The following is a 21,837-nucleotide window of genomic DNA, read 5'->3' as shown; positions in this document are numbered from 1 at the left end:
ACAAGTTGGGCTCAGACAGCCGGATCACTGGACGAAATTATCCTTGTACCACTGCTTCCATTCGGCCTCATGGGCAGAGGCCATGGCGTCGTCGAGATGCGTGTAGGTGATGTTGGTTTCGCGGCCGGGCTTGGCGTTGACGCCCTTGATGACCGGAATGAAGAAGAAGTCCGTGTCATCGCCGTTCTGCATGGCGGCCTGGCCCTCGGCGCTGGTGACGAAGTCGATGAATTTCTCGGCCGCGTCCATATGCTGGGTCTTGGCGCTGATGCCGAGGCCTTGCGGCAGCGACACCGAACCCTCGCTCGGATAGACCGCGACGACGGGCTCGCCGGCCGCGATCTTCGAAAAGATGGCGCTGTCCTGGTTGATGCCGACCGAGGCATCGCCGGTCAGCACGGCCTTGTTCACCTTGCCGCCGCTCGACAGGCCCGACAGCGCCTTGTTGGTCAGCGTCTTGGCCAGCAGCGCCTTGCCGGCATCGAGGCCGTTGGTCTGGAAGAAGCCGGCCAGCCATTGATAGGCCGGTCCCGACAGGTTCGGATCCTTGGCCGCGACGCCGCCTGCGAAGGACTGAAGGTCGGCCCAGGATTTGGGCATCTTGTCGGCCGGCACCTTCTTGGTGTTGACCTCGATGGCGGTGGTGCTGGTGCCGGTCGGCAGGAAAGCGCGGCTTTGCGGGATCAGCGACTTGCCGAGATCGGTGAACGCCACCTTGTCGTAGGCGGCGGCGGGAATGGCCTGCAGCACGTGGTCGGCCGCCATGCGCTCCATCACCGCCGAGCCGTCGAGCCAGACGATGTCGAACTGCGGGTTGTTGCCTTCCGCGGCGATCTTGCCCAGCGTCTCGCCGGTGCTGCCGGGCTCGACGACGTCGACCGTAAGGCCGGTCTTGGCCTGGAAGGCCTTGGCCACCGGGCCGGCGAAATCGAGTGCGTCGTAAAGCACCAGGTCGGATGCCGAAACAGGCATCGTCAAGGCGAGCGTGCTCAAGCCAATTGCAAAGCAGAATATTGTGCCGGTTTTCATGGTTATCTCCAGTAAATTGCCATTGGCAAAGTAACACCCATCATATCATACGAATGTTACTTGAACATTTTATGTCATTTCCCGGAGTTTTTTGATTTATTCTTTTTGACGCCTCGTTTGATCCACGCCTTGTCGATCGAGCCGCGCAGCGAGCTCAACCGTTCGAGGCTGTCAAAGGCGGCTTCGCTGGCCCGCTTCGCCAGCCCGATGATCATCGCCTCGAGGAGAACGATCGTGCCGCCATGCATGGCCAGGTGATCGGCCTTGCCGCGCGGAATGGGCAGCGTCTCGGCCACCTTGCCCGAGACAAGCGGAGCCAGATTGTCGCTGATCAGCACGACCGGGACGTCGATCTGCATGGCTTGCTCGAGAACAACCTCGACCTCGCGGTAGAGCGGCGCATAGGCCATCATCAGCACCGCGTCCCCCTTGCCCAGCCACAGCAGCCGGTCGGCGAGCGCAATTCCCGATACCGACAGCGCGCTGGTCGGCAGCCCGATCCGGTTGAACTGCAAACTGGCATAATCGGCCATGGCGCCCGACGGACCGATGCCGAAGACATGGCGGCGATTGGCCCGCGCCAGGATGTCGATACTGCGCTCGAATGCGGCCGCCATTTCCGGGCGCTTGAGCACATCGAGCACGCTTTCGTGGATGTCGATCACGTGCCGCAACGCTGCCGCGCCGTCGTCGCCGGTCTCCTGCAAGGTGCGCGCCAGTCGCTTGCCGGGTGACGGGGTACCGGTGAGGTCCGACAGCAGCATCTGGCGAAGCGCCGAGAGGCTATCGAAACCAAGCGAGCGCGCCGTCCGGACCACGGTGGCGTCGCTGGCGCCGGCCTGCTCGGCGATCTCGGCCGCGGACCCCAGGAGCACAGCCTGCTTCTGGTCGACGAAGAACCGCGCCATGCGCTGCTCGGCGGGCGGCAGGCTATCGAGCGCCGCCTGGACAAGGGCGTCGACCGTCATTTTCTGCTCTTCGGGTGCATCATAAGTCATGGTGGCCGGCTCGTTCGCTGCCTGTAGTGATTACAACGAGAGCCACCATCCGAAATGTCTGTTACAGCGGTGTGACACCGGCGGCCAGGCGCGGGCGGGCATGCGGCCTGCCAGCGGCGAACAGCAGCGATGCACCGGATACGTGGCCGTGCGCCATGATGCGGCGAAATCAAATCTGGAGATTGCTCACGCCAAGGCGGCTCGCGCCAAGCGACTTCAGTCGGCGTGCCTCAAGTCGTCTTTTAGTCAAGTCGTGGTGCCGGAATCACGCTGGCGAGTTGAATCAGATCATACCCGACATGTCGGAGAAGGCCATTGCCTTGCGCAGCAGCTCGGCGAAACGTTCGCCGGCGACCTCGCGTTGGCCGCTGTTGTCGATCGAGGTGACGCCGGGGCCGGACAGGGTGACGTTGGCGCTGCGCGCCAGGCGCGCCAGCACTTCGCCGCGCGACTCGCGGCCCCGCATTGCCAGCCGCTCGGCCAGCACATCAGGCGAGGCGGTGATCTCGACAATGGCCAGATTGGCATAGCGCTCGCGCAAGGTGGGGATGATCGCGCGCGACACATTGGCGACCGCGACATGGCCATTGGCGACCGACCAGTCGACGTCGGCGGGCAGGCCATAGCGCAAGCCGTGTGCTTCCCACGAGATTGCGAAGGCGCCGTCGGCCTCGGCCTCGACAAAGGCCGCGTCGGCCAGCGTGTCGTGATCCTCGCTCGCGGCATCGCTCGGCCTGGTGATGACGCGGCGGACGAACTCCAGCCGGCTCTCGTCGGCAAAGAGCGCGCGGGCGTAGCCGATCACCGTGTCCTTGCCGGCGCCACTAGGCCCCACGACGGCGACAAAGACGCCGTGGCGGATCGGAAACGTCTCGGCGGACAGTTCACGTTCGATCAAGGCCGACACCATCATGCGACCCGGCGCCCCTGACGCCAGACGGTGCGCACGACCGGAACATGGTCGTCGACACGCACGCGCACCAGATCGGCGCGGCGGCCCTGTTCGATGATGCCGCGGTCGGTCAGGCCAACGGCTTCCGCCGGGTTCTTCGAAACCATGGCGACCGCCTGCGGCAGCGAAATGCCTTCGACCATGTCGCCGAGGAAGAAGGCCGACTGGATCAGGCTGAACGGAATATAGTCGGATGACAGTATGTCGAGCAGGCCGTCGCTGGCCAGCGTGCGCGCCGAGACATTGCCCGAATGCGAAGCGCCGCGCATGACGTTAGGCGCGCCCATCAGCACGCCCAGGCCCGCGGCCTTCGAAGCGCGCGCCGCTTCCTCGGTGGTCGGGAACTCGGCGACCCGCACGCCTTGCTCGATCGCCTCGTCGACATGGCTCGACGTGGCGTCGTCATGGCTGGCGAGCACGATGCCGCGCTCTTGGCAGGCAGCGGCGATCACCGCGCGGTTCGGCGCAGAATAGCGCGCCGATTCCGCCATCCGCTTCTCGCAGAACAATTTGAAGTCGCGGTCGGTCAGCTTCAGCTTGCGCTGGTAGTAATAGGCATAGGTTTCGAGATTGACGAACTGACGCTGGCCGGGCGCATGGTCCATCAGCGAGGCCAACTTGACCCGGTCGTCCTGATCGAAATTGGCGAAGGCCTGCAGGCAATCCGGCGCCGAAACCTCGCAACGCAGATGCAGGAAATGATCGGCGCGCAGACGATCCTGCGCGACGCTGTCCTCGATTGCATCGGCCAGCTTGCGGATATCGGCCAAGGTGAGATCGGCGTCCTCATCCATGCCGACGCGCAAGGCGTCGAGCACGGTGGTGATGCCGGCCGTCGCCACCTGGGCGTCATGGGCAAGCACCGCGGCGATCGGGTTCCAGCGTACCTTCGGCCGTGGTGCGTAATGGCCCTCGAGGTGGTCGGTGTGCAGTTCGACCAGCCCCGGAATGACATAGTCGCCGCCCATGTCCTCGCCGGTGCGGGCAGCACCGGCATCGATGCCGGCGATGAAGCCGTCGCGTAGCACCAGCGACCCTTCGACGATCTCGTCGGCAAGCACGATGCGGGCGTTGGAAAGAACGGTCTCGGCGGTCATTTCGGGCAGTCCTTGATCATTTGGGACAGGGCTTGTTCAGGCGATTTTTCTGGCCGGTCGGCGTCCCAGCGCGTGCTGGGAAAGCACCATGAACGGCGCCCCGGGTTCGGTCTCGACAAACAGCGTCAGCGCGTCCACCAGCACAGGTTGTTGCAGCACTTCGGCGAACAGGCTGTCGATTGCTAGGCGAAGACGAGGGCTTTCCTGTGGCCCGACCCGACCCGACAGCGTCATGTGGAAGCGAAAGGTCTCGAAGACATAGGGGTAGCCCCACTGGCAGAGATTGCGGAACTCGGCCGGCTTCAGCGAATCGGGGCTGCGCCGCTCGATCTCGGCCTCGGTCAGTGGCGCGCGAAAGCGGTCGAAGTCGCGCACGACCTCGTCGGCGAAACGGTTGAGCGAAGGCAACGGTCCCTCGGGCACCAGCGCGAAGAAGCTGTCGATCTGACTGACGACGAGCCGCGGTATCGTCACCACCGGCGTCGCTTCGGCGAAATGGTCGAGCCCCGCGCGCAGCGAGGTCTCGCTCTCGTTGGCCGCAAGCCGGAAGGGGGCTTTCAGCGTCGCGTGGAAGCCATAGCGGCGGGCCGAAGCGGTGTGAAAGGCAACTTCCGCCGCCGCCAGATCGGCCACGGCCTCGACCGGCCTTGTCGCCGCGCCGAACGGGTCGCGGCCCAGCCAATTCGCGGCGATCCGCGCCAGCGGTTCGTCCTGCCGGGGGGTGAAATAGATGGCATAACGCATGGGAAGTCCTCGTCAGATCCGTTGCCATAGGTGATTTCCATGACGGATTGACGAAGCTTTGAAGGGTTTTCGAAGGCAAATCGAGCCAGGCGGTCCTTAGCCGACGATTTTTTCAAGCTGGACCAATAACTTCAGCCGGCGCCGCCGGAATGATCAGGCCTTCATCAACCATTCGTGCTCGGGGGCATTGTGGAATTTCCACGTCCGCTTCGGCCCGGCCATGACGTTGAGATAGTAAAGATCATAGCCATGGCAGGCGGCGCAGGGGTGATAACCCTCGGGCACCAGCACGACATCGCCATCCTCGATCGCCATGGCTTCGTCCAGCGCGCGATGGCCGTTCTTGTCGGCGTCGGTGTAGACGCGCTGGAAGGCAAAGCCCTGCGGCGGGTTGAGACGGTGATAGTAGGTTTCCTCGAGATAGGATTCATCAGGCAGATTGTCCTGGTCATGCTTGTGCGGCGGGTAGCTCGACGTGTGGCCGCCGGGCGTGATGACCTCGACCACCAGCAGCGAGTCCGCCGGCTTGCCTTCCGGCAGGATGTTGGTGACGTAACGGGTGTTGGTGCCCTTGCCGCGCACCTCCTGGCCGAGATCGTCGGGTCCGATCACCCGAACCGGCAGGCCGCCGCCAAGACCGGGCGCCGAGCACACCGCCAGTTCCAGTTCGGTATCGGCCGTTACCGACCAGTCCGATCCCTCGGGGATATAGACCGACCAAGGCTTGCCTTCGAAGGGCGACATGCGTTCCCCGAGCAGGCCAAGATCCTTGCCGCCGGCTTTCGCGGTGCCCTTGCCAGTGACGAACACCAGGCAGACCTCGCGATCGTCCGTCTTTCCCGAGGCGCTTTCGCCAGGCCGCAGCCGATGCAGGTCGAAACCGACATAGGTCCAGCCGGCGCTTTTCGGCGTGACGTGGGCGACGCGGCCATGGCTCTTGTCGGCCTTCACGAGCAGCTTCGACATTTTTGTCTCTCCTATTCCACTGGCTTGAGGGGCTCCGTGAAGCCAAGCCGTCTGTTTGAAAGGGCCATCGCAAATCTTTGGTCGGCGCGCTTCCATCTTCGTCATCCTAGGGTCTGCGCTGCGTCGCTGCGCTCCTTGCTCCGTCCTAGGATGACGAAGGTGGAAGCGCCGCAAGCTAATCGCCAACGCACGCGATCAGTTACTCCTTCGGTTCGGCCTCGGCCGTCGCCTTGCTCTCATCAACCGGCTTGTACAGATAAAAAAACTGCCAGACGCCATAGCCGGCGAAGCCGAGCGCAATGACGCCCCAGAACGGCGTGCCGGTGGCGAACTCGATGATCGACCAGATGACGCAGACCGCGACGACGGCGACACGCCGCCACAAGGGGCGGAAGAACGGGTGCTCGGAATCTTTCATCGGGCCAATCTACAGCAACCTGCCTCGCCGTGAACCCATCGCGTCAGGCATTCGGAAAACCCTGGGTTTCGACCATGTAACCGGCTGATGTCATCACCCGCATCAGTTCCTTGTGGCCGACCTGCGCCATCTTGAGCGGCGGGTTCTTCTTCGGGTCCTGCTCGGCCTCGACCACGAACCAGCCTTCATAGCCATGGTCGGCGAAGCGCTGCACGATGGCGCCGAAATCGAGCGAGCCATCGCCCGGCACGGTGAAGGCGCCGAGCGCCACCGCGTCCAGGAAGGACTGTTTCGTGCGGTCGAGCTTGTCGATCACGCCCATGCGCACATCCTTCACATGGACATGGCTGATGCGCTTGTGGTGGTTGTCGATGGCGCGCAGCACGTCGCCGCCGGCAAAGGCCAGGTGCCCGGCATCGAGCAGCAGCGGAATCCCCGCCCCGGAATGGCGCATGAAGGCATCGAGTTCCGGCTCGGTCTCGACCACCGCCGCCATGTGGTGGTGGTAGGAAAGCGGCATGCCTTGCTCGGCGCACCATTCACCGAACTCGGTCAGGCGCCTTCCATAGGCCTTCATTTCGTCACTGGTGAGCTTCGGCTTGGTGGCGAGCGGCTTCGACCGGTCGCCCTGGATCGAGCGGCCGACCTCGCCATAGACGATGCAGGGCGCATTGACCGCCTTGAACAGGTCGATCATCGGCTGGATGCGGTCCTTGTTCTTGCCCATCTCCTCATCGACCAGCGTTCCGGAAAACCAGCCGCCGCACAGCGTCACGTCGGCCGCTTTCAGGATCGGCAGCATGACGGCGGGGTCGTTGGGAAAACGCCGGCCCATTTCCATGCCGGTGAAGCCGGCCGAACGCGACTGGCGCAGGCACTCCTCCAGCGACACGTCATCGCTCAGTTCCGCAAGATCGTCGTTCCACCACGCGATGGGGGACATGCCCAGTTTGGCTTTCAAGTCGTCACTCCAGATTAGAACAGTTCATTCTTTGGCCGCTGGCGCCGCCCCTCATCCGCCTGCCGGCACCTTCTCCCCGTATAGGGACGGGGAGAAGGGAGCTCGCATCAATCGCCGACGCTCTGCATCTGGCGCTTCTCGTCATAGGCCTTGCGCGCCGCGTTGACCTGTGGTCGCGCCGAGACTTCCGGCACCGCCACGTCCCACCAGTGGCCGCCGGCATCGGTGGAAACCAGCGGATCGGTGTCGATGACCACAACGGTGGTGCGGTCGTTCTTCTTGGCCTTCTGCAGCGCGTTTTCGAGCCCGGCGATCGAGGGTACTTTCTCTGATATCGCGCCCAGGCTCGCCGCATGGGCGGCGAAGTCCACATCGGGCAGGATCTCGTGGCGCGCGTCCTTCAGGAGATTGTTGAAGTTGGCGCCGCCGGTCGCCATCTGCAGCCGGTTGATGCAGCCATAGCCACGGTTGTCGAGCAGCACGATGGTCAGCTTCAAGCCGAGCATAACCGATGTGGCGATTTCGGAATTCATCATCAGGTAGGAGCCGTCGCCGATCATGACGACGACCTCCTGGTCGGGCTTGGCCATCTTGGCGCCGAGCCCGCCGGCGATCTCGTAACCCATGGTGGAGAACCCGTATTCGCCATGGTACGAGCCGGGCGCGCCCGCCTGCCAGAGCTTATGCAGTTCGCCCGGCAGGCCGCCCGATGCATTCAGCAGCGTCACGCCTGAGCCCATGGCCCGCTGCACGGCACCGATCACCTGCGCGTCGGAAGGGAAAGCGGCATTGGTCGACGCCGTCACCTTGGCCGCGTCGGCCTGCCAGGCCTTCTTGCCGGTGGCTGCATTGTCGGTCCAGGCGGCAGGCACTTTCCAGCCCTTCAGAGCGGCACCGAGTTCAGCTAGCCCTTCGGCCGCATCGGCGACCAGCGGCAGCGCCCGGTGCTTGCCGGCATCGAAAGGCTGGACGTTGAGCCCGATGATGGTCTTGCCGGAATTCTTGAACAGCGCCCACGAGCCGGTGGTGAAATCCTGCAGCCGCGTGCCGATGGCCAGCACCACATCGGCTTCTTCCGCCAGCCGGTTGGCCGCCGAAGTGCCGGTGACGCCGACTGCCCCCATGTTGAGCGGATGATCGTCCGGCAGCGAGGATTTGCCGCCTTGCGTCTCGCAGACCGGAATGCCGGCGGCTTCGACGAATTTGGCCAGTTCGCTTGAGGCTTGAGAATAGAGCACGCCGCCGCCGGCAATGATCAGCGGCTTCTTAGCACCCTTCAGCGCCGCGACAGCCGCGGCAAGCTCATGGCGGTCCGGGCGCGGCCGGCGCTGGTGCCAGACCCGTTCGGCAAAGAAGCTCTCGGGATAATCATAGGCCTCGGCCTGCACATCCTGGCAAAGCGACAGCGTCACCGGCCCGCAATCGGCCGGATCGGTCAGCACCTGCATGGCGCGGCTGAGTGCCGGGATGATCTGCTCAGGCCGGGTGATGCGGTCGAAATAGCGCGACACCGGGCGGAAACAGTCATTGACCGTTGCCGTGCCGTCGGAAAAATCCTCGACCTGCTGCAGCACCGGGTCGGGGATGCGGTTGGCAAAGACGTCGCCGGGCAAAAACAGGACAGGCAACCGGTTTACATGGGCAAGCGCCGCGGCCGTCACCATGTTGAGCGCGCCCGGGCCGATCGAAGAGGTCGCGGCCATGAAGCGGCGGCGGAAATTGGCCTTGGCGTAGGCGATCGCCGCATGCGCCATCGCCTGCTCATTGTGGGCGCGGAAGGTCGGCAATTCGTCGCGCACCTGGTAGAGCGCCTCGCCGACGCCGGCGACATTGCCATGGCCGAAGATCGCCCAGACACCACCGAAGATCGGCACTCGTCTGCCGTCGATCTCGGTCATCTGGCGTGACAGGAAGCGGGTCAGCGCCTGCGCCATCGTCAGGCGGATTGTCTTGCTCATTGTGTTTCCTCCGCAGTCCTTGTGCCGCGCCTTCTTATGCCGCCTTGCGTCCGCGCGCGGCAAGCCACGCTTCGGTCAGTTGCTCGAAGCGCGAGGCCATGTCGGCGACAGCCTCGTCATCCGACATCCTGCCGGCCAGCCACTCCTCGGCCGCGTGGACGAAGATGGTGCGGCCGACGGCAAACCCCTTGACGATGGGTGCCTTGGCGGTGGCGGCGAAAGCCGCCTCCAGCTCGTCCTGCGGCGCTTCCAGGCCAAGCAGGACGATGCCGCGGCACCACGGATCATGCTTCAGGATCACCGCTTCGATCCTGGCCCAGGCGCCGCTCGAAGCCTGCGGCTCCAGCTTCCACCAGTCGGGCTTGATGCCAAGCGCATAGAGTTCCTCCAGCGCGCGCGGAATGGTGGTGTCGTCGAGCTTGCCGTGCTTGCCGGCGATGATCTCGATCAGCAGTTCCCGGCCGACTTTCCGTGCCGCCTCGAACAGCGCGCGCAATTTCTGCTGCTGTTCTTCCTTGAGTGCCGCCGGATCGTCGGGATGGTAGAAACACAGGCACTTGATGCAGTGGTCGACCGGCCATTCCACCAGTTGCGAGCCGATGTCCTGTGCGAACTCGAAGCGCAGTGGCCTTGAACCCGGCAGTTCCACCGGCCGTCCAAGCCATGCGAAGGGATGCCTGGCGAATTCGAACATCGCCTCGCGGCCATGCTTTTCGTCGATCAGCATGCCGTAGCCGTCGCGGCCGGCGGCGACCTTGGCCGCCGCCTTGACCGCCAGAACCTTGAAATCGCGGATGCGCGCAGGATCGGCGCCGGCCTTGGCCGCCACGTCCTCGAGCTGCACACGATGGTCGCAGGCGAGCGCCATCAGCGAGGGAATGTCGCGCCGGCGGGTGGTCGCCCAATGGATGTGGTTGATCGCCTCGTCCTTGCGCAAGGCCCGGTGCTTGCTGCCGTTCTTGAGGAAGAACTGCAGCTCCTCGAAGGTCGGATATTCCGGCGCGCACAGCAGCCGCGACACGGCAAAGGCGCCGCAGGCATTGGCCCAGGTCGCCGCGGTCGCATGGTCTTCCCCACCCAGCCAGCCGCGCAGGAAGCCGGACATGAAGGCGTCGCCGGCGCCCAGCACATTGTAGATCTCGATCGGGAAACCCTTGCCGACGATGCCGTCTTCCAGATCTTCGCTGATCGGTCCGTCATAGACGATGCAGCCCATGGCGCCGCGCTTCAGTACGATGGTGGCCGAGGACAGCGCGCGGATCGTCTTCAGCGCGCTCAGGCAGTCGTCCGCGCCCGAGGCGATCATGATCTCTTCCTCGGTGCCGACGATGAGATCGCAATCGGGCAGCACCGTCTTCAGCTGGGCCGAGACGCGGTCCGACTTCACATAGCGCTCGAAGCCTTCGGCATGGCCGGCGAGGCCCCACAAATTGGGCCGATAGTCGATGTCGAAGACAACCTTGCCGCCCCTGGCCTTCATGATGCGGATCGCCTTGCGCTGGGCGGCGTCGCTGTTGGGGCGGGAAAAATGCGTGCCGGTGACGACGATCGAACGCGCCGAAGCGATGAACGCCTCGTCGATGTCCTCCGGCGCCAGCGCCATGTCGGCGCAGTCGCTGCGATAAAAGATCATCGGCGAGACGCCTTCGCTCTCGACCGAGAGCAGCACCAGAGCCGTCAGGCGCTCTTTGTCCGTCTTCAGGCCGTCGGTGTTGACGCCTTCGCGCTTGAGCTGTTCGCGGATGAAGCGGCCCATCTGCTCGTCGCCGACGCGCGTCAGCAGCGCCGAGCGCAGGCCGAGCCTGGCCGTGCCGACCGAGATGTTGGCCGGGCAGCCGCCGACCGACTTGGCAAAGGAGGTGATGTCCTCCAGCCGCGAGCCGATCTGCTGGCCATAGAGGTCGACGGAAGCGCGACCGATGGTGATGACGTCGAGCGGCGCCTGTTTTAAGTCCACGGCTTCGCTCATTGGAACCTCCCGTCGGTCTTGTTGTCAGGAACAACATTTGTTTGGGTAACACGCGCGAGCGGCAGCGTGGTGCCGGGAATATGAAATAATAATTCCAATCCATAGTCAATATGGAATGAGCATTCCCGGATCGAAAAGTAAGGAATCAGGATCCCGCGGTGAAGGCGTGGGAAGCGAGAGCCGGCGCCCGATTTTGAACCTGGCCCGAGGCCGGCGAAGACAGGCTCAGCCCTTGCGCTTGCGGCTTGCGTCGCGTCGTTTCTCGCCAACGCCGACGGTCAGCGCCATGGCCAGCGCCATCGTCGCCGACAGCGAACGGAAGCCGGCGAAGTCCGCCTCGGCAACCTCGAACCAGACCCTGGCGAACTGAGCAAGCGGTGAGAACGAGCTGTCGGTGATGGCGACGATCGGCACGCCCTGTTCGGAGATGGTGCGTGCTTCCTCAATGGTGGCCGGCGCATAGGGCGAGAAGGAGATGGCGATGACGGCGTCCGCCGGCGTCGCGAACCCGACCATTTCGGCGTTCAGGCCGGCGGCCGATTCGATCAGCTGGTTGCGGATCTTCAGCTTGCCCAGCGCATAGGCGATGTAGGTCGCCACTGGGTAGGAGCGGCGCTTGGCCAGCACATAGATGGTCTGCGCTTTTGCCAGCAGCGAAATCGCGTCTTCCAGATGCGCGTCATCCAGCGTGCGGGAAATGTCGTTGAGCGAGGTGCTGGCGGCGGCAACGAATCCGTCGAAGATGGCGCGATGGCCGGCGCCGCCCTCGGCCTTGGTGCGCAAGGCCTGCAACCGTTCGTCGTAGGACGAGTTGCGTTCGCGCAGCCGCTCGCGGAACACCTGCTGCAGGCTGGTGAAGCCGTCGAAGCCAAGCTGTTGTGCAAACCGGATCAGGGTTGACGGCTGCACGCCGGCCGAAGCGGCGATGCTGGCGGCGGTGCCGAAGGCGATGTCATCGGGATTGTCGAGCGCATAGGCGGCGATCTGCGCGATGCGTTTCGGCAGGGTTTCGCGACGATCGAGGATCGTGGCGCGCAGCGTCTCGAAGTCGCGAGGTACCCGTTCGTCCATCGTCGGCCCGTCCAAGCTTGTCCAAGGCGCGTCAGCGCGCTTCAGACCGTTTGATTCCATGCATGTCGTTGTCTCAAAACCGCTACGCACTTTTGGGCGACATGCATTGGAAGCGTCCTCTCTGCCCCATCATAGCGAGGCTGCGCAAGAACGCCATAAAAAATGAGGCAGACATTCCATTTCGAGAGAAAATGGATTAATTCATCCACGCAGTGCTTCAGGCAGCGGAGAAATGGAAAATGGTTGGCGTCGGTCTTATCGGCACGGGCTTCATGGGCAAATGCCATGCCATCGCGTGGAGTGCCGTCGGCGCCGTCTTTCCGGATGTCGCCAAGCCCAGGCTCGTCCATCTCGGCGAGGTCAATGAGGAGTTGGCCCGACGCAAGGCCGGCGAATTCGGCTTCGCCAAGGCCTCCGGCGACTGGCGCGCCGTCGTCAACGACCCGGAGGTCGACATTGTCTCGCTGACCACGCCCAACCAGTTCCATCCGGAAATGGCCATCGCGGTTCTTCAGGCCGGCAAGCATTTGTGGTGCGAAAAGCCGATGGCGCCAAGCTTTGCCGAGGCAGAGGCGATGGCGGCCGCGGCGAAGACCTCAGGCAAGATCGCGGCGCTTGGCTACAACTACATCCAGAGCCCGGCCATCCGTCACATCGGCGCGCTGCTCGAGGAGAAGATCATTGGCGAGGTCAACCATCTGCGCATCGAGATGGACGAGGATTTCATGGCCGATCCCGAGGCGCTGTTCTTCTGGAAGCACGAGGCGTCTTCCGGCTATGGAGCGCTCGATGATTTCGCCGTGCATCCGCTGTCGCTGGTCTCGGCGCTGTTCGGCCGCGTCGCCGGCGTCATCTGCGATATGGCCAAGCCCTATGCCGATCGGAAGCTGGCGGCCGGCGGACGCCGGGCGGTCGAGACCTATGATATTGCGAGCGTCTTGATGCATCTGGAAAACGGCATCGCCGGCACGCTTCAGGTCAATCGCTCGGCCTGGGGCCGCAAGGGCCGCATCGCCATCCAGATCTTCGGGTCGAAAGGGTCGATCCTGTTCGACCAGGAGCGGATGAACGAGATCCAGCTCTATGTCACCGCGGATCGTCCGACCGAACAGGGCTACCGCACCATCCTGATGGCGCCGCATCACAGACCCTACGACGCCTTCCTGCCGGCGCCCGGCCACAATCTCGGCTTCAACGACCTCAAGATCATCGAGTGCCACGAACTGCTGACGCGGCTCGCCGGCGGACCGGCGCGGCTCATCGAATTCGCCGAAGGTCTGGAGATCGAGCGCACCGTGCACGCCATGGCGCGCTCGTTCCAGGAAAAACGCTGGGTGGATGTGCGGTAATACAAGCGCGCCTCAGCCGCCGGCGGCCGGGGTTTCCCAGCCGTCGACCCAGACCTGCCGCAAGCGGTCGCCTTCGCCCTTGAAGCGCAGCCCGGTCGGCCGGCAATCCTCGATCCGGTCACTGCGGAAATTGCGGATCGCCTGTCGAAGCTCGCACCAGGCGACGATGTTGGCGGTCTCGGCGTAGTAGATGAGCGCGATCGGACGGATGAGGCGCTCGGAGGCGCGGCCCATTTCGTCGCGGTAGGAGAGGTCGAGCTTCTCCTCGTCGCGGATGGCGCGGCGCACCAGCGCCAGGTCGATCGTGCCGGCCGAAGGGGCGGCGAACCCCCACGCATGCAGCGCATTGGCGTCGAGCGTCTGGCGCAAGGGCGGTGGCACCGCGCCGGCGATCTTGGCGCTGACCCGCTTGGCCGCCTGCTTGAGCTCGCTGTCGCCCGTGCGCTCCAGCAGCGCCAGCGACAGCACGATCGCCTCCATCTCCTCGATCGAAAACATCAGCGGCGGCAGGTCGAAGCCGGGGCGCAGTATATAGCCGATGCCGCGTCCGCCCTCGATCGGTACGCGCATCGCCTGCAGCGCGGCGATGTCGCGATAGATCGAGCGGATCGTCACCTCCAGCCGCTCGGCAATCATGGCCGCCGTCACCGGCTGCCGCGCCAGACGCAGGATCTGGATGATCTCGAACAGGCGTGACGCCTTGCGCATTTTCCTCACCCGGCTTCGATCCCAACTGACACACCATTGTCAGTTGGGTCGACCTATAGGACTGCCTATCGAATTGAAAATCAACAGGTTCCGCTGCGGCTTGGTGGAACGAGGTGACAGGCAACTGACATGGGCTACGCGGAAAATCTCTGGCTTTTCTTCATTCTCCTGTTCGGCATCATCATCGTTCCAGGCATGGACATGCTGTTCGTGCTGGCCAATGCGCTGACCGGCGGCCGCGACAGGGGTTTAGCCGCGACCGGCGGCATCATGGTCGGTGGCATGGTGCACACGCTGAACGGTGCCATCGGCGTCGGGCTTCTGATGCATTTCGTGCCGATCCTGTTCAAGCCGCTGCTGATCGCCGGCGCCGCCTACATGGCCTTCATCGGCATCTCGTTGATGCGCAGCTCCATCACCGTCGGTCATGACGGGCCTGCCGGCAGCCGCTCCGCATGGAAGGCGTTTCGGCAGGGGCTGGTGACCTGCCTTGTCAATCCGAAGGCGTATCTGTTCGTGCTTGCCGTCTACCCGCAGTTCCTGAAGCCGGACTACGGCCCGATCTGGATACAGGCAACGGTGATGGGGCTGATGACGGTGCTGACCCAGGCCGCGATCTATGGCGGGCTCGCGATCACGGCCGGCCGCAGCCGCAACCTTCTGATCGCCAATCCACGGGCGACCACTCTTGCGGGCCGGGCGGCCGGTCTGTTGCTCTTCGCGGTCTCGGTCTTCACCGCTTGGGAAGGGCTGAGAGCGGCGTAGCCCATGGATTCTTGCGAAGAGGACCCCCACCCTAGCCATCCCCACAGGGGGGAGGGAATGCTGCCGCATGCCGTGCCTTCTTTGGCATTGAGCGTCGGCAGTTTGCTGAGTCCAGCGCCTATGCAAAGTTCCCCTCCCCCTTGTGGGGAGGGGTTAGGGGTGGGGGTACGTGCCGGGCAAACGCCGGCAATACTGGCATCGGCTTCTCAAGCGGCTCCCTGCCGGCTCTCCAGCATGGCGCGGCGCGCCGACCGGCGCCATTCGACGGCACCGGCAAGGCCGTGCAATACGGTCTCGGTGGTCGCCCAGTCGATACAGCCATCGGTGATGCTCTGGCCGTAGACCAGTGGCTTGCCGGACACGACGTCCTGCCGGCCGGCGACGAGATTGCTCTCGATCATCAAGCCTATGATGCGCTCGTCGCCCGCCGCGACCTGGCCTGCCACGTCGGCCGCCACCTTGGGCTGGTTCTCCGGCTTCTTGCTCGAATTGGCGTGGCTGACATCGATCATCAGCCTTGGCGCGACGCCGATGCGGGCGAGTTCGACCGAGGCCGCCTCGACGCTCGCCGCGTCATAATTGGGCTGGACGCCGCCGCGCAGGATGACATGGCAGTCCTCATTGCCGGTGGTGGTCGCGATGCCGCTGCGTCCGCCCTTGGTCACCGCCATGAAATGGTGCGGCTGGGCAGCCGATTTCACCGCCTCGCCGGCGATCCTGAGATTGCCGTCGGTGCCGTTCTTGAAGCCGACCGGGCAGGACAGGCCCGACGCCAGCTCGCGGTGGATCTGGCTCTCCGTCGTGCGCGCGCCGATCGCGCCCCAGGCGACGAGGTCGGCAATGTATTGCGGGGTGGTCATGTCGAGGAATTCGGTCGCCGCCGGCAGGCCGAGATTGTTGACGGCCGAGAGCACATTGCGCGCCATGCGCAGCCCCTTGTCGATATTGAAGCTGCCGTCCAGGTCGGGATCGTTGATCAGCCCTTTCCAGCCGACCGTGGTGCGCGGCTTCTCGAAGTAGACCCGCATGACGATCTCGAGCCGGTCGGACAGGGTCTCGCGCAGCGCCGCCAGACGGCTGGCATAGTCAACGGCCGCGACCGGATCGTGGATCGAACAGGGGCCGACGACGACAAGCAACCGGTCGTCGGTGCCGTTCAGAATAGCGTGGATGGCATTGCGTGATGCGCTGACGGTGCGCGTCGCCGTCAGCGTGCGCGGGATCTCCCGCATCACCTGGTCCGGCGTGCTCAGTTCTCGGATTTCCTTGACCCGAAGGTCGTCTGTGGTGGTCAACACGGCTTTCTGCTCCTGGTTTAGGAGACCTGCCGGCTGAAACAAAAAAGCCGCCAGGTCTGGCGGCTGTTCGGATGTTGTTGCTGCAATCTTCAGATCGAGCGCAATCCTCCCGCCGCCAGCGAGCTGCTAAAGTACCAATAGGTGGCGGACAGGTGGATCATGCGGCTCATATAATCGAAGCCGAGGCGTTTGTCACGTGCCTGATACAAGGAGATCGGCGCCGTGTAGCGGCGAGTTCAGAAGGAACTCCGCAAGGGTACCCTTTCGCGCAGTCTTCCGCTCCCATTCTTCGACCGAGACGACAACCGCGATTGGTTTGCCGTTTCTGGTTATCTTCTGCGGTGCCAACTGCGCGCGCTCAATGACCTCTGAGAACTGGGCCTTTGCTCCCGTGACAGTCCAGTTGGTATCTCTGGACGCAGACTGCATTCCAACCCCCCCCCGACGGTTCTGATTTCACGGACTATGCGGGAATGGCAATGCTGCAGCAACAGGGCACGAGGCTACTCCGTTCCGACTACTCCGGTGACGACCCCGCAACGCTCTGGTCGTAGTCGACCAGCGACCCGGTCATCACCCCCGATTGCGGGCTGACCATGTAGCTGATCAGCCGGGCGAGCTGGTCCGGCTTCACCAACTGACCCATCGGCTGCGCGGCTTCGGCCTTCGCCAGCCAGTCGTCCGGGGCGTCATGCCATTTCTTCTGCACGATGTCCTCGCCCTCGGTGTCCATCCAGCCCGGCAGCACCGCGTTGCAGCGGATGCGGTTGAAGCGATAGGCGTTGGCGACGTTCTTGGTCAGCGTCATCAGCGCGCCCTTGCTGGTCGAATAAGGCGTCAGGAAGGACTGGCCGGTATGCGCCGACATCGACAGCACGTTGACGATCGAGCCGGGAGCCTTCTTCTCCAGGAGATGCGCCACCACGCCCTGCATCAGAAAGAATGGGCCACGCACATTGGTGTCGAAAATGGTGTCGAACAGCTCTTCCGAGGTCTCGACCAGCGAGCCGCGCGCCGATGTGGCGGCGGCGTTGACCAGCGCGTTGATGGTGCCGAAATGCGAGAGCGCGGTCGCCACCGCGTGCTTGCAGTCGGCCACCTTGGAAACGTCGGCGCTGATGAAGATCGTGTCGACACCCAACTTCTTGAAATGAGCAACCGCCTTGTCGCCCTTCTCCTGCGAGCGGCCGATGAGTGCCAGCGCCCGGCAGCCCTCGTCGGCGAGTGCCTCGGCGACCGCGAAGCCGATGCCTTGCGCGCCGCCGGTGACGATGGCGCGTGTCTCGTGATTGCGATCGGCGGATGCGCTCATCGCTTTGCTCCTGTGCCTTGGGTTCCGGGTTCTTACTTGTCGAGACGGACGGTCTTGCCTGTCGTTGCCGACTTCAGCGCCGCGTCCGCCAGCTTCAGCGCCACCAGGCCGTCGGCGCCGCTTGGCGCTGCCTTCTTGCCCTTCGTCGCGGCCGTGATGAAGGCAGCGATCTCATTGGCATAGGCGTCGAGGTAGCGGGTCATGAAGAAGTCGTGCAAAGGCGGGCGGGTATAGCCCTTCTCATTGGCCAGCTCGATCGATACCGGCCGCTGGTTCTCGGCCGCGATCATGCCTTTTGAGCCATGCACCTCGATGCGCTGGTCGTAGCCATAGGTGGCGCGGCGTGAGTTCGAAATGATCGCCTGCTTGCCGGACGCCGTCTCGAGGATGACGCTGACGCTATCGAAATCGCCGGCCTCGCCGATTTTCTTGTCGACGAGCACCGAGGCGTGCGCGCTGACCGCCACCGGCTCTTCGCCGAGAAGGAAGCGCGCCATGTCGAAATCATGAATGGTCATGTCGCGGAAAATGCCGCCCGAGCGCTTGATGTAGTCGACTGGCGGCGCGCCGGGATCGCGCGACGTGATGGTGATCATCTCGACCGTGCCGATGGCGCCGTCGTCGATGGCCTTGCGCACGGCGGCGAAATGCGGGTCGAAGCGCCTGTTGAAACCGACCATCAGCGTCGCCTTGGCCTTCTCGACCACGGCCAGGCACTTCTCCACCCGCTTGACGTTCAGGTCGATCGGCTTTTCACAGAAGATCGCCTTGCCGGCCTTGGCGAAACGCTCGATCAGATCGGCATGGGTGTCGGTCGGCGTGCAGATCACGACGGCGTCGATATCTTTGGCTGTCTCGATCGCGTCGATGGTGCGCACCTCGGCGCCATAGGCGCTCGCCAGCTCTTTAGCTGCCTTCTCGAAGGCATCGGCCACGGCCACCAGTTTTGCATCGGGGTTGGAGCCGACGGCGCGGGCGTGGACCTTGCCGATGCGGCCGGCACCGAGGAGGGCGAAACGAACAGTCATGGATATTTCCTCTGAGGGATGGGTTCGAGAGAGTTGTGTCCGCACCTTTCCTGTCAGGGAAAGGTGGCTGGGGTATTTTCCTGGCGCGGCGGATCGTCCCGGAACCGGGAGACCACGCCCGGCCTCAAGCCGCGAGTTCCGCCTCTCCGGTCTTGGCGCCGGTTATGTATGAGACGATGTCCTGGCCGTCGGTGTTCTCCTTGCGCAGATTAGCGACGATGCGGCCACGCCGGAAGACGACGATGCGGTCGCACAGGTCGAACACCTGGCGCATATTGTGGCTGATCAGGATCAGCGGCTCGCCATTGTCCTTCAGCGTACGGATGATGTTTTCGACCTGCGCCGTCTCCTGCACGCCGAGGGCCGCCGTCGGTTCGTCCATGATGATCAGCTTGGAGGCGAAAGTGGCGGTCCTGGCGATCGCCACGCACTGTCGCTGGCCGCCCGACATGTGGCGGATGGTGTTGGAGAGATTGGGGATCTTCACCGCCGTGCGGATCAGCGCCGCCTCGGTCGCCTTGCGCATGTATTTGCGGTCGAGGATCGAGAACGGCCCGAGATTGAACAGCACCTTTTCGCGGCCGAGGAACAGGTTCGACGGCACGTCGAGATCGTCGGCCAATGCCAGGTTCTGGAACACCGTCTCGATGCCCGCCGTGCGGGCCTCGATCGGCCCGGCAAAATTCACTTCCTTGCCATCGAACCAGATCTGGCCGCTGGTGCGCTGCTCCACAGCGGTGATCTGGCGAACGAAGGTCGACTTGCCGGCGCCATTGTCACCCATGATGGCGACATGCTCGCCCTTGCGCAGCTCGAAGTTGGCGCCTTCCAGCGCATGCACGCCGCCATAGCGTTTGGTGAGGTTTTCGGTCTTCAGGACGATGTCTGACATGGTCAAGCCCTCAATGCCCGCAGGCGTTGGCGCCACTGGTCGAGAACCACCGCGCCGACGATGATCACGCCCTTGACCATCTCCTGGTAGTAGGCGTCGAGGCGCAGGAAGGTGAAGCCGGAGATGATGACGCCGAAGATCAGCGAACCGATCACCGTGCCGATGATCGAGCCGCGGCCGCCCGACAGCGAGACGCCGCCGATGACCGCCATGGCGATGGCGTCGAGTTCGTACATCACACCCATGCCGGCCTGGGCGGTGAGGTTCTTGGAGGAGAGCACCACGGCGGCGAGCGAGGCGAGAATGCCGGCGATGACGTAGACCAGGATCTTGTGGTTGGCGATCTTGATGCCGGACATGCGCGCTGCGTCCTCATTGGAGCCGATCGCATAACAGTGCTTGCCGTAGCGGGTGTAGGTCAGGATCAGCTGGAACAGCACCGCCAGCGACAGGAAGATGATGACAGGCATCAGGCCCTTGCCGATCGCGGCGAAGCTGTCGGTGGGAAACGAGATCGGCTGGCCCTTGGACCACCATTTGGCGATGCCGCGCGCGGTCACCATCATGCCGAGCGTGGCGATGAAGGGCGGAATGCGCGTGTAGGCGATCAAGGCGCCGTTGACGAGGCCGGCCAGCAGGCCGCAGCCGATCGCGACCAGCAGGGGCACGATCACAGGCAGGTCGGTCCAGCCTTGCGCCAGGAACATCGCCTTGGGATTTGGATTGCCGTTGACGGTTGCCACCTGGGCAAAACTCATGGCGATCATGGCGGTGGCGCCGACAATCGAACCCGAGGACAGGTCGATACCTCCGGTGATGATCACCTGCGTCACGCCGATGGCGATGATGCCGACGATCGACACCTGCAGGATGATGATCTGCAGGCGCGCCTCGTTGAAGATCCCGCCGACGTCGCTGCGGGTGTTGAACAGGAAACTGTCGCCGAGAAAGACCCGGCCGATCACTTCAAAGGCGACGACGAGGATGACAAGCGCCAGGAAAACGTTGAGTTCGGCCGGCCATGCGCGCTTCTTCGCATCGTAGGTGAGCCCTCCGACGCCATGGGATGTCTGTGACAATCTTCTATCCTCCGTCAGCCGCGGTCGTTCCTCGATCGCCTTCAGGCGCTGAGGGAAAGAGGAGCGGCGCCTTCTCTGCGCGAAAGCGCCGCTCCGTATGTCCGCGGCTCAGTTCTTCTTCAGGAACTTGTCGATGTTGGCCGGGGTGACGAGCTGGAACGGCACGTAGACCTTGTGCTCGACCTTCTCACCCTTGGACAGCTTGAGCGCCGCATCCAGCGCGCCGGCACCCTGGCCGGCCGCGTCCTGGAACACTGTTGCATCAAGGTCGCCCGCCTGCATCGCCGCCAGAGCGTCCTGGGTGGCGTCGACGCCGCCGACGACAACCGACTTCATGTCGATGTTGGCGGCCTTCATCGCCTGGATGGCGCCGATGGCGCTTTCGTCATTGTTGGCGATGACGCCATCGAACGGCTTGCCGGTCGACAGCCAGTTGGTCATCAGGTTCTGCGCCTCGTCGCGGTTCCAGTTCGAGGTCTGCTTGTCGATGATCTTGATGAAGCTGCAGTCCGGCGTGGCGATCACCTCTTCGATGTCCTTGGTGCGCTGCACGGCGGCCTGGTTGGAAAGCTCGCCCATGATCACATAGACATTGGCTTCCTTCTTGCCGGCTTCCTTGAACAGGCGGCAGACTTCCTTGGTCTCGAGCGTGCCGGAATCGGCTTCGTTCGAGGCGACGAAGGCCTGGTTGTCCGGCAGCGAGTTCACATTGACCGGCTCGCGGTTGACGTAGACCAGCGGGATCTTGGCGGCCGCGGCGGCGTCCGACATCGCCTGGGTGGCCGATGTGTCGACAGGGTTGACGATGATGGCGTCGACGCCCGAAGCGGCGAAGTTCTTGATTTGGTCGAGCTGCTTGGCGACGTCGTTCTGTGCGTCCTCGACCTGCAGCTCGACGCCGCTCATGCCCTTGGCCTGCTCGATCATGCCGTTGCGCAGCACGGTGAGGAAATTGTCGTCGAACTTGGCCATCGATACGCCGATCTTGGCGGCCATGGCCGATGAACTCATCAGCGCCGCGAAGGCGACGCCCAAAAGCAGTTTCTTCATTGTATCTCTCCTCCACTTTTGGTGTCCGGCTGCACCGATCTATCCGGAATCCCCGATCTCCCCGGGGAATCTCTCCCTGATATCGTTTCGTTCCGCGCTGCATTCCCTGCATCGGCTGGAACGCCAAACTCTCCGTTTGAAACAGACGTTCCGGAACGAAAGAACCAAAATGTACAGTTGGTGAAATATTTAT

Annotated in this window: 21 protein-coding genes; 2 read left to right on the top strand and 19 right to left on the bottom strand. The window is 63.7% G+C overall.

All coding sequences use genetic code 11. From position 1 onward, the window contains the following. Positions 1–24 precede the first annotated feature (24 nt). The 11 genes from AC07UC_RS02625 to AC07UC_RS02575 form a co-directional block, all read right to left on the bottom strand. Positions 25–1,029 carry an ABC transporter substrate-binding protein gene (locus AC07UC_RS02625; protein ID WP_494903850.1) on the bottom strand — a complete coding sequence of 335 codons (1,005 nt, stop codon included), beginning with the start codon at positions 1,027–1,029 and terminating at the stop codon, positions 25–27. A 74-nt stretch (positions 1,030–1,103) separates the two neighbouring features. Next, entirely contained in the window at positions 1,104–2,027 is a 924-nt protein-coding gene (locus AC07UC_RS02620; RefSeq protein WP_494903848.1) for a MurR/RpiR family transcriptional regulator, read from the bottom strand. Positions 2,028–2,310: 283 nt separating this feature from the next. Beyond that, positions 2,311–2,940: a phosphonate metabolism protein/1,5-bisphosphokinase (PRPP-forming) PhnN gene (gene phnN, locus AC07UC_RS02615; RefSeq protein WP_181179708.1), complete on the bottom strand. Its 630-nt coding sequence runs from the start codon at positions 2,938–2,940 to the stop codon at positions 2,311–2,313. Further along, positions 2,937–4,076, bottom strand: a complete 1,140-nt coding sequence (locus AC07UC_RS02610) for an alpha-D-ribose 1-methylphosphonate 5-triphosphate diphosphatase (RefSeq protein WP_494903846.1) — start codon at positions 4,074–4,076, stop codon at positions 2,937–2,939. Before AC07UC_RS02610 ends, phnN begins: the two co-directional genes overlap by 4 nt. A gap of 36 nt (positions 4,077–4,112) precedes the next feature. Continuing rightward, the gene (locus AC07UC_RS02605; protein WP_140770433.1) at positions 4,113–4,820 is read right to left on the bottom strand and encodes a DUF1045 domain-containing protein; all 708 of its coding nucleotides are present in this window, start codon (positions 4,818–4,820) and stop codon (positions 4,113–4,115) included. 153 nt (positions 4,821–4,973) lie between these two features. Next, positions 4,974–5,786 (bottom strand): 5-deoxy-glucuronate isomerase, encoded by an 813-nt coding sequence (iolB, locus tag AC07UC_RS02600; protein ID WP_494903843.1) that lies wholly within the window; start codon positions 5,784–5,786, stop codon positions 4,974–4,976. Between the two features lie 199 nt (positions 5,787–5,985). Continuing rightward, positions 5,986–6,204: a DUF3329 domain-containing protein gene (locus tag AC07UC_RS02595; RefSeq protein WP_140770427.1), complete on the bottom strand. Its 219-nt coding sequence runs from the start codon at positions 6,202–6,204 to the stop codon at positions 5,986–5,988. A 43-nt stretch (positions 6,205–6,247) separates the two neighbouring features. Then, positions 6,248–7,165 (bottom strand): myo-inosose-2 dehydratase, encoded by a 918-nt coding sequence (iolE, locus tag AC07UC_RS02590; RefSeq protein ID WP_494903841.1) that lies wholly within the window; start codon positions 7,163–7,165, stop codon positions 6,248–6,250. Between the two features lie 107 nt (positions 7,166–7,272). Beyond that, a complete protein-coding gene (gene iolD / locus AC07UC_RS02585; RefSeq protein WP_494903839.1) occupies positions 7,273–9,123 on the bottom strand; it encodes a 3D-(3,5/4)-trihydroxycyclohexane-1,2-dione acylhydrolase (decyclizing) in 1,851 nt (616 codons plus the stop codon). 34 nt (positions 9,124–9,157) lie between these two features. Then, positions 9,158–11,092, bottom strand: coding sequence for a bifunctional 5-dehydro-2-deoxygluconokinase/5-dehydro-2-deoxyphosphogluconate aldolase (locus AC07UC_RS02580; protein ID WP_494903837.1), 1,935 nt, complete (start codon positions 11,090–11,092; stop codon positions 9,158–9,160). A 225-nt stretch (positions 11,093–11,317) separates the two neighbouring features. After that, positions 11,318–12,163: a MurR/RpiR family transcriptional regulator gene (locus AC07UC_RS02575; RefSeq protein ID WP_140770416.1), complete on the bottom strand. Its 846-nt coding sequence runs from the start codon at positions 12,161–12,163 to the stop codon at positions 11,318–11,320. Between the two features lie 239 nt (positions 12,164–12,402). Here AC07UC_RS02575 and AC07UC_RS02570 point away from each other — a divergent pair, with 239 nt between their 5' ends. Then, positions 12,403–13,512 (top strand): Gfo/Idh/MocA family protein, encoded by a 1,110-nt coding sequence (locus tag AC07UC_RS02570; protein ID WP_494903835.1) that lies wholly within the window; start codon positions 12,403–12,405, stop codon positions 13,510–13,512. Between the two features lie 12 nt (positions 13,513–13,524). On the opposite strand, the gene AC07UC_RS02565 is transcribed toward AC07UC_RS02570, so the two are convergent. Then, a complete protein-coding gene (locus AC07UC_RS02565; protein ID WP_202324968.1) occupies positions 13,525–14,220 on the bottom strand; it encodes a helix-turn-helix transcriptional regulator in 696 nt (231 codons plus the stop codon). A 129-nt stretch (positions 14,221–14,349) separates the two neighbouring features. Here AC07UC_RS02565 and AC07UC_RS02560 point away from each other — a divergent pair, with 129 nt between their 5' ends. Then, on the top strand, positions 14,350–14,985 hold the full coding sequence (locus tag AC07UC_RS02560; protein WP_494903833.1) for a LysE family translocator: 636 nt from the start codon (positions 14,350–14,352) through the stop codon (positions 14,983–14,985). Positions 14,986–15,191: 206 nt separating this feature from the next. Here the strand turns inward: AC07UC_RS02560 and AC07UC_RS02555 are convergent, their stop codons facing one another. The 7 genes from AC07UC_RS02555 to AC07UC_RS02525 all read right to left on the bottom strand — a co-directional run bounded on the left by AC07UC_RS02555 (position 15,192) and on the right by AC07UC_RS02525 (position 21,644). Continuing rightward, positions 15,192–16,283, bottom strand: coding sequence for a 3-deoxy-7-phosphoheptulonate synthase (locus tag AC07UC_RS02555; RefSeq protein ID WP_202324967.1), 1,092 nt, complete (start codon positions 16,281–16,283; stop codon positions 15,192–15,194). A gap of 192 nt (positions 16,284–16,475) precedes the next feature. Next, positions 16,476–16,712, bottom strand: coding sequence for a type II toxin-antitoxin system Phd/YefM family antitoxin (locus tag AC07UC_RS02550; RefSeq protein ID WP_494903830.1), 237 nt, complete (start codon positions 16,710–16,712; stop codon positions 16,476–16,478). An 88-nt stretch (positions 16,713–16,800) separates the two neighbouring features. Beyond that, entirely contained in the window at positions 16,801–17,595 is a 795-nt protein-coding gene (locus tag AC07UC_RS02545; RefSeq protein WP_494903828.1) for an SDR family oxidoreductase, read from the bottom strand. A 32-nt stretch (positions 17,596–17,627) separates the two neighbouring features. Beyond that, positions 17,628–18,623, bottom strand: coding sequence for an inositol 2-dehydrogenase (iolG, locus tag AC07UC_RS02540; protein WP_494903826.1), 996 nt, complete (start codon positions 18,621–18,623; stop codon positions 17,628–17,630). 124 nt (positions 18,624–18,747) lie between these two features. Further along, entirely contained in the window at positions 18,748–19,515 is a 768-nt protein-coding gene (locus AC07UC_RS02535; RefSeq protein ID WP_027040720.1) for an ATP-binding cassette domain-containing protein, read from the bottom strand. A gap of 2 nt (positions 19,516–19,517) precedes the next feature. Further along, positions 19,518–20,594 (bottom strand): ABC transporter permease, encoded by a 1,077-nt coding sequence (locus AC07UC_RS02530; RefSeq protein WP_140770395.1) that lies wholly within the window; start codon positions 20,592–20,594, stop codon positions 19,518–19,520. 108 nt (positions 20,595–20,702) lie between these two features. Further along, complete coding sequence (locus AC07UC_RS02525; protein ID WP_140770393.1) at positions 20,703–21,644, bottom strand: sugar ABC transporter substrate-binding protein; 942 nt, start codon at positions 21,642–21,644, stop codon at positions 20,703–20,705. Positions 21,645–21,837: the final 193 nt, after the last annotated feature.

The sequence above is a fragment of the Mesorhizobium sp. GW821-FHT04C10 genome, from assembly GCF_059420305.1.
Note: the sequence above shows the minus strand (reverse complement) of the source record. Positions and strands in the feature narration are given on the sequence as shown.

Bases quoted from the DNA above. Each gene is read 5' to 3' on its own strand.
- AC07UC_RS02625 (WP_494903850.1), bottom strand. From the start codon at position 1,029: ATGAAAACCGGCACAATATTCTGCTTTGCAATTGGCTTGAGCACGCTC.
- AC07UC_RS02620 (WP_494903848.1), bottom strand. From the start codon at position 2,027: ATGACTTATGATGCACCCGAAGAGCAGAAAATGACGGTCGACGCCCTT.
- phnN (WP_181179708.1), bottom strand. From the start codon at position 2,940: ATGATGGTGTCGGCCTTGATCGAACGTGAACTGTCCGCCGAGACGTTT.
- AC07UC_RS02610 (WP_494903846.1), bottom strand. From the start codon at position 4,076: ATGACCGCCGAGACCGTTCTTTCCAACGCCCGCATCGTGCTTGCCGAC.
- AC07UC_RS02605 (WP_140770433.1), bottom strand. From the start codon at position 4,820: ATGCGTTATGCCATCTATTTCACCCCCCGGCAGGACGAACCGCTGGCG.
- iolB (WP_494903843.1), bottom strand. From the start codon at position 5,786: ATGTCGAAGCTGCTCGTGAAGGCCGACAAGAGCCATGGCCGCGTCGCC.
- AC07UC_RS02595 (WP_140770427.1), bottom strand. From the start codon at position 6,204: ATGAAAGATTCCGAGCACCCGTTCTTCCGCCCCTTGTGGCGGCGTGTC.
- iolD (WP_494903839.1), bottom strand. From the start codon at position 9,123: ATGAGCAAGACAATCCGCCTGACGATGGCGCAGGCGCTGACCCGCTTC.
- AC07UC_RS02580 (WP_494903837.1), bottom strand. From the start codon at position 11,092: ATGAGCGAAGCCGTGGACTTAAAACAGGCGCCGCTCGACGTCATCACC.
- AC07UC_RS02575 (WP_140770416.1), bottom strand. From the start codon at position 12,163: ATGGACGAACGGGTACCTCGCGACTTCGAGACGCTGCGCGCCACGATC.
- AC07UC_RS02570 (WP_494903835.1), top strand. From the start codon at position 12,403: ATGGTTGGCGTCGGTCTTATCGGCACGGGCTTCATGGGCAAATGCCAT.
- AC07UC_RS02565 (WP_202324968.1), bottom strand. From the start codon at position 14,220: ATGCGCAAGGCGTCACGCCTGTTCGAGATCATCCAGATCCTGCGTCTG.
- AC07UC_RS02560 (WP_494903833.1), top strand. From the start codon at position 14,350: ATGGGCTACGCGGAAAATCTCTGGCTTTTCTTCATTCTCCTGTTCGGC.
- AC07UC_RS02550 (WP_494903830.1), bottom strand. From the start codon at position 16,712: ATGCAGTCTGCGTCCAGAGATACCAACTGGACTGTCACGGGAGCAAAG.
- AC07UC_RS02545 (WP_494903828.1), bottom strand. From the start codon at position 17,595: ATGAGCGCATCCGCCGATCGCAATCACGAGACACGCGCCATCGTCACC.
- iolG (WP_494903826.1), bottom strand. From the start codon at position 18,623: ATGACTGTTCGTTTCGCCCTCCTCGGTGCCGGCCGCATCGGCAAGGTC.
- AC07UC_RS02535 (WP_027040720.1), bottom strand. From the start codon at position 19,515: ATGTCAGACATCGTCCTGAAGACCGAAAACCTCACCAAACGCTATGGC.
- AC07UC_RS02525 (WP_140770393.1), bottom strand. From the start codon at position 21,644: ATGAAGAAACTGCTTTTGGGCGTCGCCTTCGCGGCGCTGATGAGTTCA.